A 20,359-nucleotide genomic window follows, 5' to 3' on the forward strand; every position below is an offset into this window, starting at 1 on the left:
GCAGCCGCCCCAGGGAGCGTTCGACCAGCCGGGAGCTGATCTCCGGGGAGTGGCCGCCCTCGACGAGCTCGACGCCACCGCCTTCGCCGGCCGCTACCCGGACTCGCTGCCCTACCCGGTGCAGAAGCGGGTCGCCCTGGCCCGGGCGCTGGTCGCCGAGCCCGCCCCGCTGCTGCTCGACGAGCCGGCCAGCGGCCTGTCCGAGGACGAGATGCACGAGCTCGGCGACCACATCCAGCAGCTGTCGGCGCGGATGAGCGTGCTGCTCGTCGAGCACCACATGGACCGGGTCATGCGCGTCTGCGACCGGATCACCGTCCTGGACTCCGGCCGGCAGATCGCCGCCGGGACCCCCGCCGAGGTGCAGGCCGACCCGGCCGTCACCGAGGCCTACCTGGGCGAGGAAGGGCCACCCTCCACCCCCCGCCTCGCAGGCTCGGCGCGGGCCCCTGGAGGGTGGCCGTTCCAGCACCTGACCGAGCGGGCCGCCGGTCTCCCCCGCGGAGGCCGGCGGCCCGTCGCTGTGCGCACCGACGAGAACACTCAACCTCCGAAGTGTGCGGCGGTGATCGTCGGGTAGGAGCCGCCGCGGCGCGCACGGTCGCGCGTCCGGTGCGGGAGGAGCAGGCATGGTGCGCGCGGCACGGACGATCCGACGGGCGGTGGTGACCGGGGGTGCCGGTTTCCTCGGCTCCCACCTCTGCGAGCACCTGCTGGACCGCGGCGTCGAGGTCGTCTGCCTCGACAACTTCCTCACCGGCTCGCCGCAGAACGTCGTCCACCTGATGGAGCACCCGGGCTTCCGGCTGGTCCGCTGCGACGTCACCGACTTCGTGCACGTGCCCGGCGAGGTCGACCTGGTGCTGCACTTCGCCTCACCGGCCAGCCCGCTGGACTACCTGAGGATGCCGATCGAGACGCTCAAGGTCGGCAGCCTGGGCACGCTGCACACCCTGGGCCTGGCGCACGAGAAGGGCGCCCGGTACGTGCTGGCCTCCACCTCCGAGGTCTACGGCGACCCGCTGGTGCACCCGCAGGACGAGGAGTACTGGGGCAACGTCAACCCGGTCGGCCCGCGCGGCGTGTACGACGAGGCCAAGCGCTTCAGCGAGGCGATGACGACGGCCTACCGGACGTCGAAGGGCACCGACACCGGCATCGTCCGGATCTTCAACACCTACGGGCCGCGCATGCGCCCGGACGACGGCCGCGCCATCCCGGCCTTCGTCGGGCAGGCGCTCTCCGGCCGGCCGCTGACCGTCGCCGGCGACGGCTCGCAGACCCGGTCCATCTGCTACGTCGACGACACCGTGCGCGGCATCCTCGCGATGGCCTTCTCCGCCGAGCCGGGCCCGGTCAACATCGGCAACCCCGACGAGCTGTCGATGCTGCGGCTGGCCGAGTGGATCGTCGAGCTGACCGGCTCGTCGTCGGAGATCTCCTTCATCGACCTCCCGGTGGACGACCCCAGGGTCCGCCGTCCCGACACCACCCGCGCCGAACAGCTGCTGGGGTGGCGGCCGACGGTGCCCTCGGAGGAGGGGCTGCGGCGCACGGTGGCCTGGTTCGCCGAGCAACTGCAGGCCGCCGACGTCCGCGTCGGGTGAGCCACAGCGGGTCAGCGATCGCATCTACTGTGTAGTCGGCGGTCGCGGGGGTCGCCGGGGACGCTGACCGCCTGGACGGGGGGAGCTGCACGATGGGCCGCCACGCCGCCACCTCAGCCGCGCGCCGGCCGGCGCCGATCACGCCGCAGGTCCTCATCGCCCTGGCGGTGGCCGCGGTGGTGCTGGTCGCCGGCGGCATCACGTGGTGGGCCGTCGGCGCCGGGGAGGGTGACTGCCAGAGCACCGCGGTGGTGCGGGTCGCGGTCGCCCCCGAGCTCGCCCCCGTCGCCGAGCAGGTGCTCGGCGACGCCGACGGGCTGCGCCCGGAGGACTGCGCGTCCGCCGAGGTGACCGCCCAGCAGCCGGTGCAGACCGTCGGTGACCTCGCCGCACTGGACGCCGGCGACCTGCCGCACCTGTGGGTGCCCGACTCCTCGCTGTGGGCGGCCCGCGCGGGGGACGCCGCCCTGGAGACCGTCGGCTCGGTCGCCTCCTCGCCCGTGGTGCTGGCCACCAGCCGGGCCGCGGTCGACGCGCTGGGCTGGCAGGACGGCGCGCCGGGCTGGGCCGCGGCGCTCTCCAGCGGGCAGGCCATCGCCGTCCCGGACCTCGCGAGCAGCGCCGAGGCCCTGGCCACGCTGGGCGCCGTCCGGACCGCGCTGGGCGGCGGCGAGGACGCCGACAACGCCGTGGTGCAGACCGTGCTCGCCGCCGAGCGCGGCCCGTCGGTCTCGCCGGCCGACGCGCTGACCGCCGGCGGGGAGGGCGCGCCCGACGCGCCGCTGGTGCCGGTCAGCGAGCAGGAGGTGTGGGCGACCAACGCCGACGCCGAGGACCCGCAGCTGGTCGCCGTCTACCCGGAGGACGGCTCGCCGGGGCTGGACTACCCGCTGATCCGGGTCGGCACCGCCTCGACCCCGGACGCCGCCGCGGTGGACGCCGCCGTGCGGGCGCTGACCTCGGACGCCGCCCGCACGGCCGCCCTGGAGGCCGGGTTCCGTGGCACGGACGGCACCCCGCCGGCCGGAGCCGAGGCGGCGGGCATCCGGGAGGCGGCCCCGCCGGCGCTGCAGCTCGACCCCGGCCAGGTGCAGGCGCTGCTCGCCCAGCTCTCGGAGCTGGCCGCGCCGTCCCGGATCCTCACCGTCTTCGACGTCTCCACCTCCATGGAGGCCCCGGCCGGCGACGGCACCCGCGCCACGCTCGCCCGGGACGCCGCCAAGAGCACGCTGACGCTGGTGCCGGGCAACTTCGCCCTCGGCCTGTGGTTCTTCGCCGCCGAGCTGGAGGGGGACCGGGACTGGACCGAGGCGGTCCCGACGCGGGCGCTCGAGGCGGAGGTCGACGGCACCGTCCAGCGCGACCTGCTCGACGAGCAGCTCGACACCATCCCCGACCGGCTCAGCCCCGGCGGCACCGGCCTGTACGACACCACCCTGGACGCGGTCCGGGCGGCGCGCTCGGACTTCGACCCCACCGCGGTGAACAGCGTGCTGATGGTCACCGACGGGACCAACGAGGACTCCCGGGGCGTGGAGCTCGACGAGCTGCTGGACACGTTGCGCAGCGAGGCCGACCCCGCGCGGCCGATCAAGGTCATCGGTGTCGCGCTCGGCCCGGACGCCGACCTGGGTGCGCTCGAGCAGATCGCCGACGCGACCGGCGGCGCGGCGTACTCCGCGGTCGACCCGACCGACCTGCAGACCGTCCTGTTCGACGCCCTGCGGCAGCGGTGACGTCGCGGTCCCCCGGACCGCACCACGGCTGAGCCGTCCCCGGCCGGCGACGCGCCGCTGCGCCGGCGCCTGGACATGCCACGCACCAACGTCTCCCCCTGCTCCGTTGTGCAAGCAGGGGGAGAGGTCCGGCGGGGACAGGTCCGGTCCGGTGCCACGGCCGGAACACCACCCTGGACGCTCTCCCGCTGCCCACCACGCGGGACAGGGGCGGAGCGCCGCTGCAACCACATCGACCCCAGCCGCCTCCCGCGGGGCCGTCCTCAGGCGCTGCTCCGCTGGGTGAGCCGGGGTGGAGGTCAGGTGCGGGCCAGCAGGTCGTCGAGCGTCGCGGTGACCTCGTCGACGCCCACCTCCCCCAGCGCCGGGTCGAGCTCGGTGCCCCACGGGTCGCCGGTGCCGTCGCCGTGCCACAGGACGACGTGCAGCGCACCTCCGCCCCGCGCGGCCCGCGGCGGCGGCCCCCACAGCGCCGGTGACACCGGCCCGAACAGCACCACCGAGGGACGGCGGTAGGCGGTCGCCAGGTGCGCCATGCCGGTGTCGCCGCTGACCACGACCCGCGCGCCGGCGACGACCGCGGCCAGCTCGAGCGTCGTCGTCCGCCCGGCGAGCACGGCGCCCTCCCCCAGCCCGGCGCCCTCGGCCACCTCCCGGGCGAGGGACACCTCGGCCGGGCCACCGGTGACCCGGACGTCGAGCCCCGCGGTGGCCAGGTGCCGGGCGACGGCGGCGAACCGGTCGGCCGGCCAGCGCCGGCCGGGGAACGCCGCGCCCGGGTGCACCAGCGCGACGCCCGCCGGCGCCGGGGAGGGCACCGAGGGGGCGGCGAGGTCCAGCGCGTCGGGGTCGGCGTCCACCCCCAGCCCCTCCGACACGAGCCGGCACCAGCGCCGAACCTCGTGCTCGTCGGGGTACCAGGTCGGCCCGGGGTAGCCGGGGCTGTCGAAGGTGAGCAGCCGGTCCGGGCGCAGGTCGGCGACCACGACGTGCGAGGCCGGCCCCTTGCCGTGCAGGTCGACGGCGAGCTCCGGCGGGGGGCCGGACCAGTCCAGCGGCTCCAGCTCGCGGGCCGGCAGCACCTCGTCGACCGCGTCGACCAACGAGGCCAGCGGTTCGAGCGCCGGAGTCGTGGCGAGCACCAGCCGGTGGCCGGGCACCGCGGCGCGCACCGCCCGGATCGCGGGCACGCCGGTCAGCAGGTCCCCCAGCCCCAGCGGCCGAAGCACGACAGCGACCGGCCGGCCGCCGTCCCGGCCATTTCCGCGGGGATGGCCGTGCGCAGGGCCGTTCACACGCGGGAGCGCTCGACCAGGGCCGTCGTGGAGTGCCCGTCGAGGTAGGGCAGCACGACCGCCTGGCCGCCCCAGCGCCGCAGCACCGCGGCCTCGGGCAGGTCGGCGCCGGCGTAGTCCCCGCCCTTGGCCCACACGTCCGGCCGCAGCCGGCCGATCACCTCGGCCGGGGTGTCCTCGTCGAACACGACGACCGCGTCGACGAACTCCAGCGCCTCCAGCACGCGTGCCCGGTCGGCGGCGGTCACCAGCGGCCGGGACGGGCCCTTGAGCCGGCGCACCGAGTCGTCGGAGTTGATGCAGACCACCAGGCAGTCGCCCAGCCCGCGGGCGGCCCGCAGCGTCGCGACGTGGCCCGGGTGCAGCAGGTCGAAGCAGCCGCCGGTGGCGACCACCGTCCCGCCCGCCGCCCGGACCCGCGCGATCACCCCACCGACCCCGGGCTCGGCGGCGACGCCCGGTTCCCCGGAGTCCGGGGCATCCCACGCCGACGCCCCGCCGCGGGCCACGAACGCGCCAGCGGAGGCGACCGCGGCCGCCACGGCCTCGCCGGTCACCGCGCCGTCGGCCAGGGCGAGCGCGGCCGCGGCGGCGAACGAGTCGCCGGCACCGCACGGGTCGCCGCCGGTCACCGGCGTCGCGGGCACGACCATCGGCGCGCCCTCGCCGTAGGAGAGCAGCGCACCGCGGGCGCCGAGGGTCACGACCACCGCGCCGACGCCCCAGTGCCGGATCAGCGCCTCGGCCCGCGCCCCGACCGCGGCCAGCCCGTCGCCCTCGGCGGCCATCCCGGCCGACGAGGCCACGCGGGCGGCCTCAGCGCCGTTGGGCGTGACCAGCCGGGTGTGCGGGACGGGGTCCGCGCCGCGCGGGTGCGGGTCCCAGACGATCGGCCCGCCGGCCTCGGCCAGCACCGCCCGGACGGCGGGGTCGGCCGTCGTCCCCCGGCCGTAGTCGGCGACCAGCACCGCGGCGGCCTCCCGGACGACCCGGGCCGCCTCCGCGGGCAGCTCGCCCAGCCCGGCCACCGGGGCGCCGCTGTCGATGCGCGCCACCGAGTGGTCGCCGACCCGCACGCGGCGCTTCACCGCCGTCCCGCCGGTCGCCGGGATCTCGACGAGCCGCACCCGGCCGGCCAGCAGCGCGCGCAGCCGGTCGGCGTCCGCGTCGTCGGCCATGGGGGTGACCAGCACGACCTCGCGGCGGGTGGCCCGGGCCGCGATCACCGCGGCCAGGGCCGCACCGCCGGGGCGCTCGCGCGTCTCGACGTCCTCGACGACCGGCACCGGCGCGTCGGGGGTGAGCCGCGAGGCGGTCCCGACCAGGTCGACGTCGAGCAGCGCGTCGCCGACGACGACCAGCGGCCCCGTCCCGCTCACCGCGCGACCCCGAGCCGGGTCTCGGGCACGCGGGCGGGCTCGGCGAGCACCGCCGCGTCGAAGGCGGCGCACACCAGGTGCAGCGCGACCAGGTGGCACTCCTGCACGGTCGCCGTCCACGGGGAGTCGATGCAGACCGCGTCGTCGGCGACCGCGGCCAGCGGGTTGGGCGCCGGCCCGGTCATCGCCAGCACGGTGATGCCGCACTCCCGGGCCCGGCGGGCGGCGGCGACGGCGTTGGGGCTGCGGCCGGACGTCGACAGCAGCACCAGCACGTCCCCGGCCCGCCCGTGCGCCTCGACCTGGCGGGCGAACAGCTCGTCCGCCGGGTAGTCGTTGGCGATCGCGGTGAGCGACGAGGTCTCGGCGGTCAGGCAGATCGCCGAGAACGGCGGCCGGTCGGCGCGGTAGCGGCCGACCAGCTCGGCGGTCAGGTGCTGCGCCTGCGCGGCGCTGCCGCCGTTGCCCGCCGCGAGCAGCCGGCCGCGGTGCTCGCCGCACAGCACGTCGGCGAGCAGCCGGCCCCAGCGGTCGAGCGCGTCCAGCTGGCCGTCCAGCGACCCGAGCGCGGTGGTCAGCGAGGCGACGTGGTCGGCGCCGGTCAGGTGCGTGCAGGTGTCCGGCGAGACGACCTCGCTGCTGGAGTGCGGAGCCTCGGACAGCGGGTTCATCGGGCGACCTCCACGGGGCTGTTGTCGCTGCCATCGGTGCGTGCGGGACCGGCCAGGACCTGCCGGTAGACGGTGTCGGTGTCGGCGACCACGCGCGCCCACCGGTAGCGGTTGCGGGCGCGTTGCACCCCGGCCGTGCCGTAGGCGGCGCGGCGGGCGTCGTCGGTCAGCAGCGCGGCGAGCACCGCGCCGAGACGGGCCGGGTCCCTCGGCGGCACCAGGTCGCCGGTGACCCCGTCGGCGACGGAGTCCTGCAGCCCACCGACCGCGGTGGCGACCACCGGGCGGCCGCAGGCCATGGCCTCCAGCGGGGTGATGCCGAAGGGCTCGTACCACGGCACGGCCAGCACGACGTCGGCCGAGCGGATCCACGCCGGGACGTCGGCGCGCGCCACGGCGCCGGTGAACACCAGCCGGTCGGCGACGCCCAGCGAGGCGGCCACCGCGCGCAACCGGCGGACCTCGGCGTCGCCGTCGAGCTGCGCGGCCGGCGGCCCGCCGACGACGACCAGCTCGGCGTCGGGGACGGCGGCCAGCGCGCGGACGGCGTCCTCCTGCCCCTTGCGCTCGACCAGCCGCCCGAGGACGAGCAGCCGCTTGCGCTCGCCGCGGGGGGCGACCGGGCCGCGCGGGGTGAAGACGCCCGTGTCCACCCCGCAGGGCACGACCGAGACCCGGTCGCTGTCGAGGCCCAGCCGGCGCAGCTCGAAGACCTCGTCGGAACAGGTGGCGACGACGTGGCTGACGGTCCGGCACAGCGAGCGCTCCAGCTCGATGCGCTGCGGCGGCGAGGTGTCGGCCGCGCCCTGGTGGCGGCGCTTGACCGAGCCGAGCGCGTGGAAGGTCTGCAGGACCGGGATCGGCCCGGCGGCGGCGACCGAGGCCAGCCCGCTCATCCAGAAGTGCGCGTGCACCAGGTCCGGCGGCCGCCGGGCCCACTCCCGGCGCAGTCCTGCGGCGAACTCGGGCATGTGCCGCAGCAGGTCGTCCTTGGGCAGCACCGCGGCCGGCCCGGCGGTGACGTGCGCGACGTCGTAGCCGTCGGCCGTGGTCACGCGGTCGGGCTGGTCGGGGTCCTCCCGCCGGGTGTGCACGGTCACCGTGTGCCCGCGGCGGGCCAGGCCCGCGGCGAGGGCGGCGACGTGCACGTTCTGCCCGCCGGCGTCCACGCCGCCGATCGCGGCGAGCGGGCTGGCGTGCTCCGACACCAGGTCGACGATCACCGGGTCACCTCCTCGAGAAGGACGTCCCAATCAGCGAGGAAGCGAGGGAGCCCGTACCGCTCCAGCGCGGCGGCGCGTGCCGCCTTGCCGGCCAGTCGGGCGGCGTCCTCGTCGTGCAGGTAGGTGCGGACGGCGTCCCACAGGACGTCGGGACGGGTGGAGAGGACGCCGGCCTCCGCCGGCACCGCCTCCACCACCTCGGTGGTGGCCAGGGCGACCACCGGCAGGCCCAGGTGCATCGCCTCGAGCAGCGAGAGCCCGAGGGAGGTCCACCGGACCGGGTGCACGTAGACCCGGCGGCGGGCCAGCTCGGCGTGCATCGCAGCCTGCGGCGGGTCGTCGTGCAGCGCGACGCGGTCGGGGTCGAGGCCGTAGCGCTGGTGCAGGCCGGTGAGCCCCATGCCGAAGACGTCGACCGGCGCGACCGCGGCCAGCCCGGGCAGCAGGTCGGCGCCGACGGTCCGGCCGCGGCGCACCGGCTCGTTGGTGACGACGGCGGCCCGCGCCAGCTCGCCGGTCCAGCGCTCGCCGGGGTCGACGATGCCGTGCTCGATGACCGTCGTCGGCGCCCGGCCGTTGTCGTAGAAGAGCTGGTTGAAGTACGTGACGTGCGCGACCGGGATGTCGTCGCGGTCGGCCAGCGGGTGCCTGGTGTGCGGGACCGGCCCGTCCCCCGGCTCCAGACCCGGCGCGTTGTGCTCGAGGAAGACGGCGGGCAGGTCGCGGCCGGGCTCGCGGCCCAGCCACTCCCGGACCAGCTCCAGGTCACGGGTGCGCTGCAGGACGACGACGTCGACGTCCGCGTCGCGCAACTGCTCGGGGGTCACCTCGCGGGCCGACGCCGGCCAGTCCCAGGTGCGCGCGCGGCCGAGGCCGTCCGGGCTACGACTCCCCCCGGGGCCGTCCACGACCGGGAGCAGGTACTCGTGGCGGCCCTGGACGAACGCCGTCGTCCACGAACCGTGCACGTGCCAGAGCAGGACCCTCATGAGCTCACCAACTTCTCCACAGCCGCGACGACGTCGTCCGCGGTCACCGACGCGAGGCAGGGGTGGCCGGGCACCGGGCACTCGCGGGCCCGGGTCAGCCGGCAGGGGGCGTCCTGGTCGCCGAGCAGCACGGTGGGGACGCCGTAGGGCGCCCAGCGCGCGGCGGGCACGACCGGGGAGAACAGCGAGACGACCGGTGTCCCGACGGCGGCGGCCAGGTGCGCCGGGCCGGTGTTGCCGACGACGACCGCGGCGGCGCCGTCCAGCACGGCGGCCAGCTCGGCCAGGGTCAGCGCACCGCCCAGGTCGACGCCGCGGGTCCCGGCGACGGCCGCGGTGAGCGCGCGCTCCCCCGCGCCGCCGGTGACCAGCACCCGGTGGCCGGCGTCGGCGAGCGCCTCCACCGCCTCGGCGCAGCGCTGGGCCGGCCAGGCGCGCGCGGGGACGGACGCCCCCGGGTGGACGACGACGTAACCCGGCGCGAGATCTGCACAGTGGTGGCCACCAGGCCCCTGATGGCCACCACTGTGCAGATCTCGCGGGTCGGGCAGGGGACGGCGCACGGTGAGCCGGCCGTCGTCGCCGGCCGGCAGGTCGAAGCCCGCCGCGCGGGCCAGGGACAGCGCCCGCTCGGGCTCGGGCAGGTCGTCGTCCACCCGGTGGCGGACGTCGAGCAGCGACCCGGGGTAGTCGACGCTGAGCGCGGAGATCCGCGGCACGCCGGCGGTGCGCAGCACCAGCGCCAGCGGCAGGGGCGACTGGTGGAAGGACGTCGAGACCAGAGCCTCGTCGGGGGCCAGGGCCCGGACCCGGTCGGTGAGCGCGGCGAGGTCGTCCGCGTCGACCGGCGGCGGGTCGCCGAGGATCCAGGGGCAGGCCCAGGTCCAGACCTCGTCGACGCCGGGCAGTAGCCGGGCCGCCTCGGCGCCCGCGGGGCCGGCGAGGAACACGACGCGGTCGGCGCCTGCGGCCACGGCCCGCACCAGCGGCCCCTGGACCAGGACGTCGCCGACCGAGTCCAGCCGCGCGACCAGGACCGTCCGCCCGCTCACCACTCACCGGCCAGGACCTGCGCGACCGCCTCGGTGATCGTGGCGGCGCGACGCGGGGCCGCCCCGACCTCGGCCCGCCGCGTCACCGGCGTGGGGACGAGGATCCCGGAGGCCCCGGCGGCCGCGGCGGCCTCGACGTCGGCGCCGATGTCGCCGACGACCACGCAGCGGGCGGGATCGACGTCGAGCTCGGCGCAGGCGGCCTTGACCATCCCGGGCGCGGGCTTGCGGCAGGCGCAGCCGTCGTCCGGCCCGTGCGGGCAGACCTGGACGGTGTCGAACGGGCCGAGCAGCTCGTCGAGCCGGGCCATGCAGGCGTCGACCTGAGCGCGGGTGATCAGCCCGCGGGCCACACCGGACTGGTTGCTCACCACGCCGACCCGGACGCCGCGGGCGCGCAGCGCGTCGACGGCCTGCCGCGCGCCGGGCACGGGCTTCACCAGCGCCGGGTCGCCGTTGTACGGGTAGTCGCGCACGAGGGTGCCGTCGCGGTCGAACAGCACCAGGTCGGGCAGCCCGCGCCACGGCCGCACCCGGCGGTGCTGCACGGCGCCGCGCAGGAAGTGCCAGGTGGCCAGCGGCGGGATGAGGGCGCTGGTGGCGAGCATGGTGCCGACCTCGGCGCGGTCGCGCGGGCCGGGGGCGATCCGCGCCCAGGCGAACTCACCGGTGCCGACGGCCCAGGCCGCGGCGGCGGCGAGCGCGGCGCGCGGCCGGCGGGCGGCGGCCAGGCCGACGGCGGCCAGCCCGGCGACGGTGACGGCCAGGTGCCGCGGCCGGCGGCCCAGCGGCGCGTCGGCGCGCTCGCGCCAGTCGGGGCCGTGCAGCCGCCGCATGAGGACGTCGTCGGCGTTGCCGGCCTGCACGCGGACGCTCACCCACCGGTCCACCGGGCGCACCGGGTGGGTGATCCAGCGCCGCCCGCGGACCAGCCGGGCGCCGGTGTCCATCACCCGCAGCGCCAGGTCGGAGTCCTCGCGGAAGGCGCGCGGGAAGCGCTCGTCGAAGCCGCCGACCGCGGCCAGGGCGGCGCGGCGGTAGGCGAGGTCGGCCGTGATCCAGGAGCTGGTCGCCAGGCCGGCGGTGCCGCGCTCCCAGTCGGTGGGCCGGCGGTCCTCCGGCAGCGGCACCCGCACCCGGCCCTGGCTGCCGGCCACGTCGGCCGGCAGGTCGGAGAGGTCCTCGGCCAGCCGCTGGTACCAGTCGGGGTCGGGGACGACGTCGTCGTCGAGGAAGGCCACCCACTCGGTGCGGACGCTGCGCCAGCCCAGGTTGCGGGCGCGGGCCGGGCCACCGCCGCCGGTGCGCACCACCCGCACCGGCGGCAGGCCGGGCCGCTCGGGGCGCAGCGGCTCGCCGGTGGGCCGGTCGTCGACCAGCACCAGCTCGGCCGGGCGCGGTCCCGGGGCCTGCGCGAGGGCGTCGAGCAGCACGTCCAGCGACGGCCGGCCGACGGTCGGCACGACCACAGAGCACTGCTCGATCCCCACCTGCATGTTCGCGTCCTGCCCGCGTGGACTGGAGTGGAAACACTACGGGCTTGAAGTGTCCCCCGGACGTGGAGGAGGACCCCGTCCTCCCCACCCCTCGCACGCTGGGAGCGGTGCCCTGGACGGGGCCGAGGGGCGGCGGGTCCTCCTTCAGCGGCGGGTGCGGGCCGCCGCGGAGACGCGGGCGAGGGCGTCGGTGACGGCGGCGGCGTCGTCCCCCAGGAGGGTGAGCAGGTGCGCCACCAGGTCGTCGTGGGTCGGGCGGGCCTCCTCCACCTTGGCCCGTCCGGCGGGGGTGAGCCGGGCGTGCAGCAGCCGCCTGTCACCCGACGAGCGCTCCCGGACGACGAGGCCCTCGGTGACCAGGCGGGTGACGGTGCTGGTCACCCCGGCGCGGGAGATGCCGAGCGCCTCGGCGAGCTCCCCCATCGAGGCCCGCTCGCCGGGGGCCTCGGCTATCCGGCGCAGCGCCTCGTACCCGGTGAGCGAGAGGTCGTGCCGGCGGTGCAGGGCGGAGTCGACGCGGCGGGTGATGCGGTCGTGCACCTGCACGATGCGCAGCCAGGTCTCGGCCGGCCGGGGTGCCGCACCCGGGACGTCGGCCACGTCCCCGGGCACGTGCTCGGCGGGGAGGTCCGGAGCCAGGGCGTCCTCGGGGCGGGCCACCTGTCCATCGTCGCCGACGGAGCGCTCAGGCGCTCCCGGTGGACGACGGCGTCCGGTGCTCTGCCCCCGGCCGCCGGCTCCCGGCGACGAGGGCGAGGCCGGCGCCCGTGGCGACCAGCGACCCACCGGCGGCCAGCAGCGGCCACGGGATGCCGCCGGTGACCGCGGCCGCCTCCGCTGCTGCGACCGTGACGGCCGGTGCGCCGCCGGCGATGGTCGCGGGGGCCACGCTGCTCGGGTCGGGCAGTCCCGGCACCGCCTCCCCGGCCCGCGGGACCACCGCCGCGCCACCGGGCGGGCTGATGGCCGCGCAGTCCTCGGCGGCCGGCCGGGTGAAGCTGAAGCCGGTCAGGTCGTCGACCCAGCCGTCGCCCGAGCCGTCGAGGGCCGTGTACGCGAGGAACGGGTCGATGGTCTCGCCCCAGTCGACCCCGCCGGTGCTCAGCACGACGACGGCGCCGGGTGCGACGTCGGCGGCGTCCTCCCCCGCGGGACGGCGTCCGGTGCCGAGCGTGACCGCGTAGCCGACGGTGCCGCCGGTGACCTCGACGACCACCCCGCCGGGGCGGCAGCTGGGGCCGTGGGTGACGCGGGCGTCCGGGCGGGCGACGTCGTCGACGGCGGCCGCGGGACCGGCGAGGGCGATGCCGGCGCAGAGCAGGGCGAGCGCCATGACGACGAGTGACGCCGGCCGGGTGGCCACCTGCACGTGCTGTTCCCCCTGGTTCTGCGCCGGCGCACCTGCGGCGCACCGGTGCCGACCATGATGCCGGGCGGGACCGGCCGCGGACCCCGGGTTACCGACGGGTCGCGCGTGTCGCTACGGCGTGTCCGCATAAAGTGCGACCGGGGCCGCGCGCGGGACGTGACCGAGCTCGTGAGGTCGCGCAGAGACGCAGCACGCAGCGGCACGCGGTGGACGAGCGTCGGCGAGGACAGCACGTGACGTACCGCTCACTACGGTGTCCGGCGTGGACTCAGCAGCGGGCACCGGTCGTCGCCGGCAGGACGAGGTCTACCGGGCGGGGGTGTACGGCCACCGGCCCCGGGTGCCCACCGCGGCTGGGGCGCTGCAGCGCCGCGCGCGTGAGCGGCTGGGCGCCCGCGCCTACTCCTACGTCGCGGGCGGCGCCGGGGACGAGGTCACGCAGCGGGCCAACCGCGCGGCGTTCGACCGGTGGGCCGTCGTCCCCCGGGTGCTGCGGGACGTGAGCGTGCGCGACACCTCGGTGGAGTTGTTCGGACGGCGGCTGCCTGCGCCCCTGCTGCTCGGCCCGGTCGGCGCGCTCGAGCTGGTGCACCCCGCGGCCGACCTCGCGGTGGCCCGCGCCGCGGCGTCCCTCGGCGTGCCGATGGTCTTCTCCAACCAGGCCTCGGTGTCGATGGAGGAGTGCGCCGCCGCGATGGATCAGGCCCCCCACCCCGCCCCGCGGTGGTCCCAGCTGTACTGGTCGACGTCCGACGAGCTCGTCGAGAGCCTCGTCGGCCGGGCCGAGGCCGCCGGCTGCGACGCGCTGGTGGTCACCCTGGACACCACGATGCTCGGCTGGCGCCCGCGCGACCTGGACCTGGGCCACCTGCCGTTCGCGCGGGGCAAGGGCCTCGCGCAGTACACCTCCGACCCGGTGTTCCGCCGCCTGGTCGAGGAGCGGGCGGGTGCCGCTCCCGCGCCGGCCCGGGCGGGGGCTGCGGCGAGCCGGGACCGGCAGCCGCGGCCGACGTTGTCCGCCGTCCGGGCCCTGGTCGGCATGGCGCGGGCCTGGCCCGGGCCCCTGCTGGAGAACCTGCGCTCGCCGTTGCCGCGGGCCGCCGTCGAGACGTTCCTGGCCATCTACTCCCGGCCCTCGATCACCTGGGCCGACCTCGCCTGGCTGCGGGCCCGCACCCGCCTGCCGATCGTGCTCAAGGGCGTGCTGCACCCCGACGACGCCCGCCGGGCGCTCGACGAGGGCGTGGACGGCGTGGTGGTCAGCACCCACGGCGGCCGGCAGGTGGACCGCTCCATCTCCGCGCTCGACGCCCTGCCCGACGTGGTGGCCGCGGTGGGCGACCGGGCGCCGGTGCTGCTCGACAGCGGGGTGCGCAGCGGCGCCGACGTCCTCACCGCGGTCGCGCTCGGTGCGCGGGCGGTGCTGCTCGGCCGGCCGTTCGCCTGGGGGCTGGCCCTCGCCGGCGAGGAGGGCGTGCGGCAGGTGGTGTCCGACGTGCTCGGCGAGTTCGACCTGACGCTGGGCCTGAGCGGTCACACGGCGGTCGACCAACTCTCCCCGGAGGTGCTGCGCCGGGTCGGGTGAAGGACCCCCTCCTCCTCACCGCTCGCGAGCTCGCGGTGGGCCTCTGGACGGGGCCACCCGGAAGGCCGCGACGGGGCCCGCTGCCAGAGCGCTCCGTCAGGGACTCAAGGCCCTTCGCGCTCCCCGCGGGTCGTGGGACGGTTCCGGCAGGTCGCCCCCCGCGTCGGTCACCGGTCTGGCCGACGGACGGCCATCGACGTCCGAGGGGACAGGACGGGAACGTGGCGATGAGCACTCGAGGACCGTTGCTGACCCTGGCGTCCGTCGCGGTCCTGACCGGTGCCCTCCTGTTGGTGAACGAGACGGTCGGGCCGCCGACCCCGACGAGCTCGTCGAGTTCGTCGAGCTACAGCGCAGCGGACTACGGCGCACCGGCGTCGTCCTCGCCCTCACCGTCACCGTCGCCATCACCGTCGGAGACCGCCCCGCCGCCGACGGCGGAGCCGACGTCGCTGCAGACCGTGTACTCCGGGAGGACCGGCGGGCGCGAGGCGACCGTGGCGGTCGCCGTCAACGGGGACCGGGCGGCGGCGTACCTCTGCGACGGGAGCAGCGTCGAGACCTGGCTGCAGGGCTCGGTGACCGGCGACCAGGTCGTGCTGACCGGGCGCGACACCGCCGCGCTCATCGGGACGGTCTCCGGTGCGACCCTGTCCGGCACCGTCGTGACGAGCGCCGGGCAGGCGTGGCTGTTCTCCGCGGACGAGGCCAGTCCTCCGGCCGGGATCTACGAGGCCCGGACGACGATCGACGGCCTGGCGACCCGGATCGGCTGGGTGGTGCTCCCGGACGGCACGCAGGTCGGGATCCAGAACGTCGGCGGGGACCGGAGCCCGGCGCCTGCGCTGGACCTGGAGGACGCCACCTTCACGCTCGGAGGGGCCGCCCGCGAGGCCACCCCCATCGACGGGGCCGACACCGTGGTCGGCCAGTGAGGCGGGCCCGGTCCCCCGCAGCCGACACCCCCCGGGCGTGAGGAGCAGCCGCCGTCATGACCGCCACCACCGAACTGGCCGGTGCGACCCGTGACCGGTACCGGCTGCCGCTGCTCGCCTTCGTCCTGGTCGGTTCGGCTGTCGCCGTGGCGCTCGGGGTGTACGGCCGGGAGCACGAGCCGGCGGGGTACGCCCTCAACGTCGTCGGGTTCTCCGGGCCGCTGTACGTCAAGACGTGGCTCACCACGGTCGCGGCCGTCCTCGCCGTGGTCCAGCTGCTGACGGCCGGTCGCATGTACGACGCCGCGGCGAGCGCCCGGGTCCGCGCGGTCCACCGCTGGTCGGGACGGATCGCGATCCTGGCCACCGTGCCGGTGGCCGTCCACTGCCTCTACGCCCTGGGCTTCCAGGGGGGCTCCCCCCGGGTCCTGGTGCACTCCCTGCTGGGCTGCTTCCTCTACGGCGCCTTCGTGGTCAAGATGCTCGTCCTCACCCGCCGCGACCGGCCCCGCTGGGTCGTGCCGGTCGTGGGCGGAGCCCTCTTCGCCGGTGTGATCGGCCTGTGGCTCAGCTCCTCGCTGTGGGTGTTCACCACCACGGGACTCCACCTCTGAGGGACCGAGCCGCGGTCGAGCTGCGTGGGAAGGAACCTCCGGATGGCCGGTCCCCCCGTCATCGAGATCAGGGAACCCGGGCAGCAGCCCCGGCGCGTGGTGCTGACCCGCGCGCTCGAGGTCGGCCGCGAGTCCGAGGGCCTCGCCCTGTCCGACCAGAGCATCTCCCGCCGCCACCTGCGGCTGGTGCCGAGCCCCGTCGCCCTGTCCCTCGTCGATCTCGACAGCCGCAACGGGACGTTCGTCAACGGCAACCGCGTCACCGGCCGCGTGGTCCTCGAGCACGGGGACGTCGTCCGTCTCGGGGCCACCGAGATCGTGGTGGTCGGCCGGCGCGAGCGCGCCCCGGTGCCCGCGGCCATGGCCACCGTGCTGGCGGGTGCGGACGAGGCCGTCCCGGCGCCGCCGCCACCGCCCGCCGCCCCGAGCGCTCCCTCGCGGCTGACGGTGGCGTGGGACCGGGCGCTGGGCAGGACGCCGCGGGCGGGCGAGGCGCTGTTCCCGGTCTACACCGAGATGCGCACCCGGGTCCCGCTCACCGCGTGGCGTGCGGTCCGGGTCGTCAGCGTGCTGGCCTACGTCGCGTTGGTGGTCACGCTGTTCGTCCGGCCTGCGGCCGGGTTGTTCGTCTTCTTCGGGGTGGTCGTCCCGCTGCTGCCGCTGCTGTTCTTCGTGGCGCCGGGGGTGTGGCGCAACAGCTGCCCGCTGGCCGCCGTGAACCAGGCGCCGCGCGTCCTCGGGTTCACCCGCGGGCTGACGGTGCCGCAGTGGTGGCAGCGCCGGGCCTTCCTCGTGGCGATGGTCCTGTTCTTCGGCATCGCCGGTGCCCGGCTGGCGGTCTTCAACGGCAGCGGGCCGGCCACCGGCGTGCTGCTCGCGGTGGTCATCTCCGCGGCCTTCCTCGGCGGCTTCCTGTTCAAGGGCAAGAGCGGCTGGTGCAGCCAGATCTGCCCGCTCCTGCCGCTGCAGCGGGTCTACGGCCAGACGCCGTACGTCCGGGTCCCCAACAGCCACTGCCGGCCCTGCGTCGCCTGCACGAAGAACTGCTACGACTTCCAGCCGATCAGCGCCTACCAGGCCGACCTGCACGAGGACGACCCGGTGTGGACCGCGCCGCGGAAGCTGTTCGTCGCGGCGCTGCCCGGCTTCGTGCTCGGCTTCTTCACGCTGGCCGGTGCAGGCGACCGGCCGCTGACGTCGACCTACGGCCAGCTGGCCCTCTACTTCCTCGGCAGCGTCGGGCTGTTCTACGCGGCGGAGGCGCTCCTGCCGCTCCGGACGGCGGTCACGATCGCGGTGTGGGCCGCGGCGGCCATCAACCTCTTCTACTGGTTCGCCGGCGTCGTCCTGGCCGACTCGTTCGCGACGATCACCGGTATCCAGGCCCCCTGGTCGCGCTGGCCGATCCAGGCCCTGGTGCTGGTCCTGTCCGTCCTCTGGATCGCCCGCACCGCCGTGAAGGCACGCCAGTACGACGAGGAGGCCGCCGCCGACCAGCGCGCGCAGCTCCCCGTCATCCCCGTCAGCCGGCCGTCGCCGGAGGCGGCGCGGGACGAGGGGCCCGCGGACGGGGCCGAGGTGCGGTTCGCCGAGGGCGACGGGCCCGTGAGCGCCGAGGTCGGGACGAGCCTGCTCGAGGTCGCCGAGCGTGCGGGCCTGCCGCTGGAGGCGGGCTGCCGGATGGGGGTGTGCGGCGCCGACCCGGTGGCGGTCCTCGACGGCACGTCCTGCCTGTCGGCGCCCGAGGAGGAGGAGCTCAACACGCTGCGCCGGCTCGGGTTCGCGAAGAACACGCGGATGGCCTGCTCCGCGCGGATCGAGTGCGGACCGGTCACGGTCTCCCTGACCCCCCAGCCGGGGACGCCCGATGAGGGTGCCCTGCCGCGGGAGTTCGACCGGTCGATCGTCAGCGTGGTGGTCCTGGGCAACGGCATCGCGGGCGTCACCGCCGCCGACTTCGTCCGGCGCGGGCACCCCGAGTGCGAGATCCACGTCGTCGGGCAGGAGCCGCACGTCCTCTACAACCGGATGGGGATCTCGCGGCTGGTCTACGGCCGGTCGGCGATGCAGGGCCTCTTCCTGTTGCCGGAGCAGTGGTACGACGAGCACCAGATCACCGCGTGGCTCAACACCGTCGCCACCGACATCGACCTCGAGTCCCACCGGGTGTTCCTCGGTACGGGCGAGGTGCTCCCCTACGACCGCCTGATCCTGGCCATGGGCAGCAGCGGCGTCGCGCCGCCGGTCACCGGGTTCGGCCGGCCCGGCAGCTTCGTCCTGCGGTCGGCGTCGGACGCCCAGCAGGTCCGTGCCTACGCCCAGCAGCACGCGTGCCGGGACGCCGTGGTCTCCGGCGGCGGCCTGCTGGGACTGGAGGCGGCGCACTCCCTGCTCGAACTGGGACTGCGGGTCACGGTGCTCGAACGGGGCGCGAGGTTGCTGTCGCGCCAGATCGACCCGCGCTGCAGCGACCTGGTCCTCACCCACCTCCAGGACATCGGGATGCAGGTCCTCCACGGCGCCGAGGCCGTCGCGCTGGCCGGCGAGGAACGGGTCACCGGGGTCACGCTCCGGGACCGGCGGTCACTGCGGTGCGACCTGTTCCTCGCCGCGGTCGGCATCCGGCCCAACGTGGACCTGGCCGAGCGTGCGGGCATCCCGGTCGGCAAGGGCGTCCTCGTCGACGACCGGATGCAGACGGGGGTCCCGGGCGTGTACGCCGCCGGCGACGTGGCGGAGCACGGCGGCAGGGTGCTGGGCCTGTGGCCGATCGCGGCCAAGCAGGGCGAGGTCGCCGCGGTCAACGCCCTGGGCGGTCACGAGGTGCTCAGCGCCGAGGTGCCGGCCACCATCCTCAAGGGGGTCGGGCTGGACCTGTTCTCGATCGGCCGGGTGCAACCCGAGCCGGAGGACGAGGTGGTCGTCCTGGAGGACGCCTCCCTCCCGTCGTACCGGCGGCTCGTCGTGTCGCAGCACAGGGCCGTCGGGGGGATCGTCCTCGGGCACCACCCCGAGGACGTCGTGGCGGTCACCTCGGCGGTCAAGAAGCAGGTGGAACTCGACGACGCCGTCCTCGCCGACCTGCGGAGCGGGAACTGGCAGGTGCTCAAGGACGTCGGCCGGCGCGCTGCGGTCTCCCAGCCCGCGCGTGCCTGACGGACCGATCCGCCTCCCACCTGCCCCGGCCGGAGCGCGTCCTCAGCCGGGAGCCGCGGTCCCGGTCGGCTCGAAGACGAACACCTGCCGGCCGACGCGCAGGCTCCAGCCCGGCAGGAGCGGGGTGGGCTCCCGCCCGATGCGGGTCCACTCCTCGGCGCCGGGCGCGGCGACGTAGGTGCCGCTCACCGACGGGGCGTCGCGCACGTGCACGGAACCGCCGCCGACCGACACGTGGGCGTGCACCCGCGAGATGAGGTTGTCCGGGTCGTGCAGCACGACGGGGGACGCCGACGCGTCCTGCACGGACGGGTCGTTGTGCGGTTCCCGACCCAGGACGTAGTCGCGATCGAGCAGGATCGTGGGTCCGCCGCCCTCGGCGACCAGCGCCCCCACGGGGGGCGCCGCGAGCAGGGTCGCGGCGGGATCGACCGGTTCGTCCCCCTGCGGTCCGGGGATCGGCTCGGTGCCCCGTCGCCCGGCGTCCGCCCCGGCCGGGCGGTCCGACCGTGCCGGGAGGGTGACCTGGTCCGCGGCCGGTGCAGCCTGCGTCGGCGTCTCCGGGGTCGAGGGCTCCGGCGTCGAGGGCTCCGGCGTCGAGGGCTCCGGCGTCGAGGGCTCCGGCGTCGAGGTCCGGGTCCCCCGGTCCCCCGACCGGTCGGGAGCGGGGTGGGGCTCCGCCGGCCGGGCCGCGCCCTCGTCGACCCGTGCGGCAGGCACAGCGGGGCTCCCGGCGGGCGCCGTGAGGACGAATCCCCGTGCGGGCACCACGCCGGAGCGCAGGTCGGACCGGGGGTGCACCTGCACCGACGGGTCGGCCTCGCTGCCGACCGCCACGCGCTCGACGGGCAGCGGGACGACCTGGTCGACCCAGGTCAGCGCCTGCCGCCCGGAGAGCCGCCTGGTCGTCCCGGAGTCGACGACCTCCGCCCACACCGGGCCGCGCAGGAAGACGACGACGCCGTTCTCGACCGGGGCGACGACACCGAACGCCGAGCCGTCGGACGGGGTGCGGCCACCGACCCAGGCGGCCAGCCGCGCGGCGATCGCGCCCCCGGGGTGCTCGGCCTCGGCGGCGGCCCGGACCAGGTCCAGGAGTTCCCCGGTGGCGGCCTCGTCGGCCGCCGCGTCCGGCGCGATGAGGACCACGGCGTCGCCGAACCGCCCGACCAGACCGGTGCCGGGTCCGATGCCGACCCGGGTCGTCCCGTCGCCCATCTGCGCTCCCTGCAGCGCGCCCGGCCGGGGTCCT

Annotated in this window: 17 protein-coding genes; 7 read left to right on the forward strand and 10 right to left on the reverse strand. The window is 76.6% G+C overall.

Translation table 11 applies throughout. From position 1 onward, the window contains the following. Positions 1-49: 49 nt before the first annotated feature. From BLS21_RS13600 to BLS21_RS13610, 3 genes are all read left to right on the forward strand, one after another. Positions 50-580, forward strand: a complete 531-nt coding sequence (locus BLS21_RS13600; RefSeq protein ID WP_245700399.1) for an ABC transporter ATP-binding protein C-terminal domain-containing protein — start codon at positions 50-52, stop codon at positions 578-580. Positions 581-629: 49 nt separating this feature from the next. Further along, entirely contained in the window at positions 630-1,607 is a 978-nt protein-coding gene (locus BLS21_RS13605; RefSeq protein WP_091219061.1) for a UDP-glucuronic acid decarboxylase family protein, read from the forward strand. 92 nt (positions 1,608-1,699) lie between these two features. Continuing rightward, positions 1,700-3,343, forward strand: coding sequence for a VWA domain-containing protein (locus BLS21_RS13610; RefSeq protein ID WP_091219064.1), 1,644 nt, complete (start codon positions 1,700-1,702; stop codon positions 3,341-3,343). 299 nt (positions 3,344-3,642) lie between these two features. Here the strand turns inward: BLS21_RS13610 and BLS21_RS13615 are convergent, their stop codons facing one another. From BLS21_RS13615 to BLS21_RS13655, 9 genes are all read right to left on the reverse strand, one after another. Then, positions 3,643-4,572: a glycosyltransferase family 9 protein gene (locus BLS21_RS13615; RefSeq protein WP_245700400.1), complete on the reverse strand. Its 930-nt coding sequence runs from the start codon at positions 4,570-4,572 to the stop codon at positions 3,643-3,645. Between the two features lie 62 nt (positions 4,573-4,634). Then, entirely contained in the window at positions 4,635-6,017 is a 1,383-nt protein-coding gene (rfaE2, locus tag BLS21_RS13620) for a D-glycero-beta-D-manno-heptose 1-phosphate adenylyltransferase (protein WP_091219069.1), read from the reverse strand. Beyond that, on the reverse strand, positions 6,014-6,688 hold the full coding sequence (locus tag BLS21_RS13625) for a D-sedoheptulose-7-phosphate isomerase (RefSeq protein ID WP_091219072.1): 675 nt from the start codon (positions 6,686-6,688) through the stop codon (positions 6,014-6,016). The genes rfaE2 and BLS21_RS13625 overlap by 4 nt, the downstream gene beginning before the upstream one ends. After that, entirely contained in the window at positions 6,685-7,911 is a 1,227-nt protein-coding gene (locus BLS21_RS13630) for a glycosyltransferase (RefSeq protein ID WP_091219074.1), read from the reverse strand. The genes BLS21_RS13625 and BLS21_RS13630 overlap by 4 nt, the downstream gene beginning before the upstream one ends. Continuing rightward, on the reverse strand, positions 7,908-8,900 hold the full coding sequence (locus BLS21_RS13635; protein ID WP_091219077.1) for a glycosyltransferase: 993 nt from the start codon (positions 8,898-8,900) through the stop codon (positions 7,908-7,910). The genes BLS21_RS13630 and BLS21_RS13635 overlap by 4 nt, the downstream gene beginning before the upstream one ends. Next, entirely contained in the window at positions 8,897-9,952 is a 1,056-nt protein-coding gene (locus BLS21_RS13640) for a glycosyltransferase family 9 protein (RefSeq protein WP_091219241.1), read from the reverse strand. The genes BLS21_RS13635 and BLS21_RS13640 overlap by 4 nt, the downstream gene beginning before the upstream one ends. After that, positions 9,949-11,448, reverse strand: coding sequence for an HAD-IIIA family hydrolase (locus BLS21_RS13645; protein ID WP_091219081.1), 1,500 nt, complete (start codon positions 11,446-11,448; stop codon positions 9,949-9,951). Before BLS21_RS13645 ends, BLS21_RS13640 begins: the two co-directional genes overlap by 4 nt. A 144-nt stretch (positions 11,449-11,592) precedes the next feature. Continuing rightward, positions 11,593-12,108, reverse strand: a complete 516-nt coding sequence (locus BLS21_RS13650) for a MarR family winged helix-turn-helix transcriptional regulator (RefSeq protein ID WP_091219084.1) — start codon at positions 12,106-12,108, stop codon at positions 11,593-11,595. A gap of 25 nt (positions 12,109-12,133) precedes the next feature. After that, on the reverse strand, positions 12,134-12,817 hold the full coding sequence (locus tag BLS21_RS13655; protein WP_091219086.1) for a hypothetical protein: 684 nt from the start codon (positions 12,815-12,817) through the stop codon (positions 12,134-12,136). 262 nt (positions 12,818-13,079) lie between these two features. Between BLS21_RS13655 and BLS21_RS13660 the strand changes: the two genes are divergently transcribed. The 4 genes from BLS21_RS13660 (at position 13,080) to BLS21_RS13675 (ending at position 19,107) form a co-directional block, all read left to right on the forward strand. Continuing rightward, positions 13,080-14,402: an alpha-hydroxy-acid oxidizing protein gene (locus tag BLS21_RS13660; RefSeq protein WP_091219089.1), complete on the forward strand. Its 1,323-nt coding sequence runs from the start codon at positions 13,080-13,082 to the stop codon at positions 14,400-14,402. Positions 14,403-14,863: 461 nt separating this feature from the next. Continuing rightward, a complete protein-coding gene (locus BLS21_RS13665) occupies positions 14,864-15,337 on the forward strand; it encodes a hypothetical protein (protein WP_139177112.1) in 474 nt (157 codons plus the stop codon). Positions 15,338-15,393: 56 nt separating this feature from the next. Further along, a complete protein-coding gene (locus BLS21_RS13670) occupies positions 15,394-15,951 on the forward strand; it encodes a DUF6529 family protein (protein WP_091219095.1) in 558 nt (185 codons plus the stop codon). Between the two features lie 42 nt (positions 15,952-15,993). Next, positions 15,994-19,107 (forward strand): FAD-dependent oxidoreductase, encoded by a 3,114-nt coding sequence (locus tag BLS21_RS13675; protein ID WP_091219097.1) that lies wholly within the window; start codon positions 15,994-15,996, stop codon positions 19,105-19,107. A 42-nt stretch (positions 19,108-19,149) separates the two neighbouring features. On the opposite strand, the gene BLS21_RS13680 is transcribed toward BLS21_RS13675, so the two are convergent. Then, the gene (locus BLS21_RS13680; RefSeq protein WP_091219100.1) at positions 19,150-20,325 is read right to left on the reverse strand and encodes an FHA domain-containing protein; all 1,176 of its coding nucleotides are present in this window, start codon (positions 20,323-20,325) and stop codon (positions 19,150-19,152) included. Positions 20,326-20,359: the final 34 nt, after the last annotated feature.

Source organism: Geodermatophilus siccatus (genome assembly GCF_900103785.1).
In the GTDB taxonomy this organism is placed as follows: Bacteria; Actinomycetota; Actinomycetes; order Mycobacteriales; family Geodermatophilaceae; genus Geodermatophilus; species Geodermatophilus siccatus.

What these genes read in the sequence shown, in the direction of transcription:
- BLS21_RS13670 (WP_091219095.1), top strand. Translation starts at nt 15,394, where the DNA reads ATGACCGCCACCACCGAACTGGCCGGTGCGACCCGTGACCGGTACCGG.
- BLS21_RS13610 (WP_091219064.1), top strand. Translation starts at nt 1,700, where the DNA reads ATGGGCCGCCACGCCGCCACCTCAGCCGCGCGCCGGCCGGCGCCGATC.
- BLS21_RS13635 (WP_091219077.1), bottom strand. Translation starts at nt 8,900, where the DNA reads ATGAGGGTCCTGCTCTGGCACGTGCACGGTTCGTGGACGACGGCGTTC.
- BLS21_RS13625 (WP_091219072.1), bottom strand. Translation starts at nt 6,688, where the DNA reads ATGAACCCGCTGTCCGAGGCTCCGCACTCCAGCAGCGAGGTCGTCTCG.
- BLS21_RS13645 (WP_091219081.1), bottom strand. Translation starts at nt 11,448, where the DNA reads ATGCAGGTGGGGATCGAGCAGTGCTCTGTGGTCGTGCCGACCGTCGGC.
- BLS21_RS13605 (WP_091219061.1), top strand. Translation starts at nt 630, where the DNA reads ATGGTGCGCGCGGCACGGACGATCCGACGGGCGGTGGTGACCGGGGGT.
- BLS21_RS13680 (WP_091219100.1), bottom strand. Translation starts at nt 20,325, where the DNA reads ATGGGCGACGGGACGACCCGGGTCGGCATCGGACCCGGCACCGGTCTG.
- BLS21_RS13675 (WP_091219097.1), top strand. Translation starts at nt 15,994, where the DNA reads ATGGCCGGTCCCCCCGTCATCGAGATCAGGGAACCCGGGCAGCAGCCC.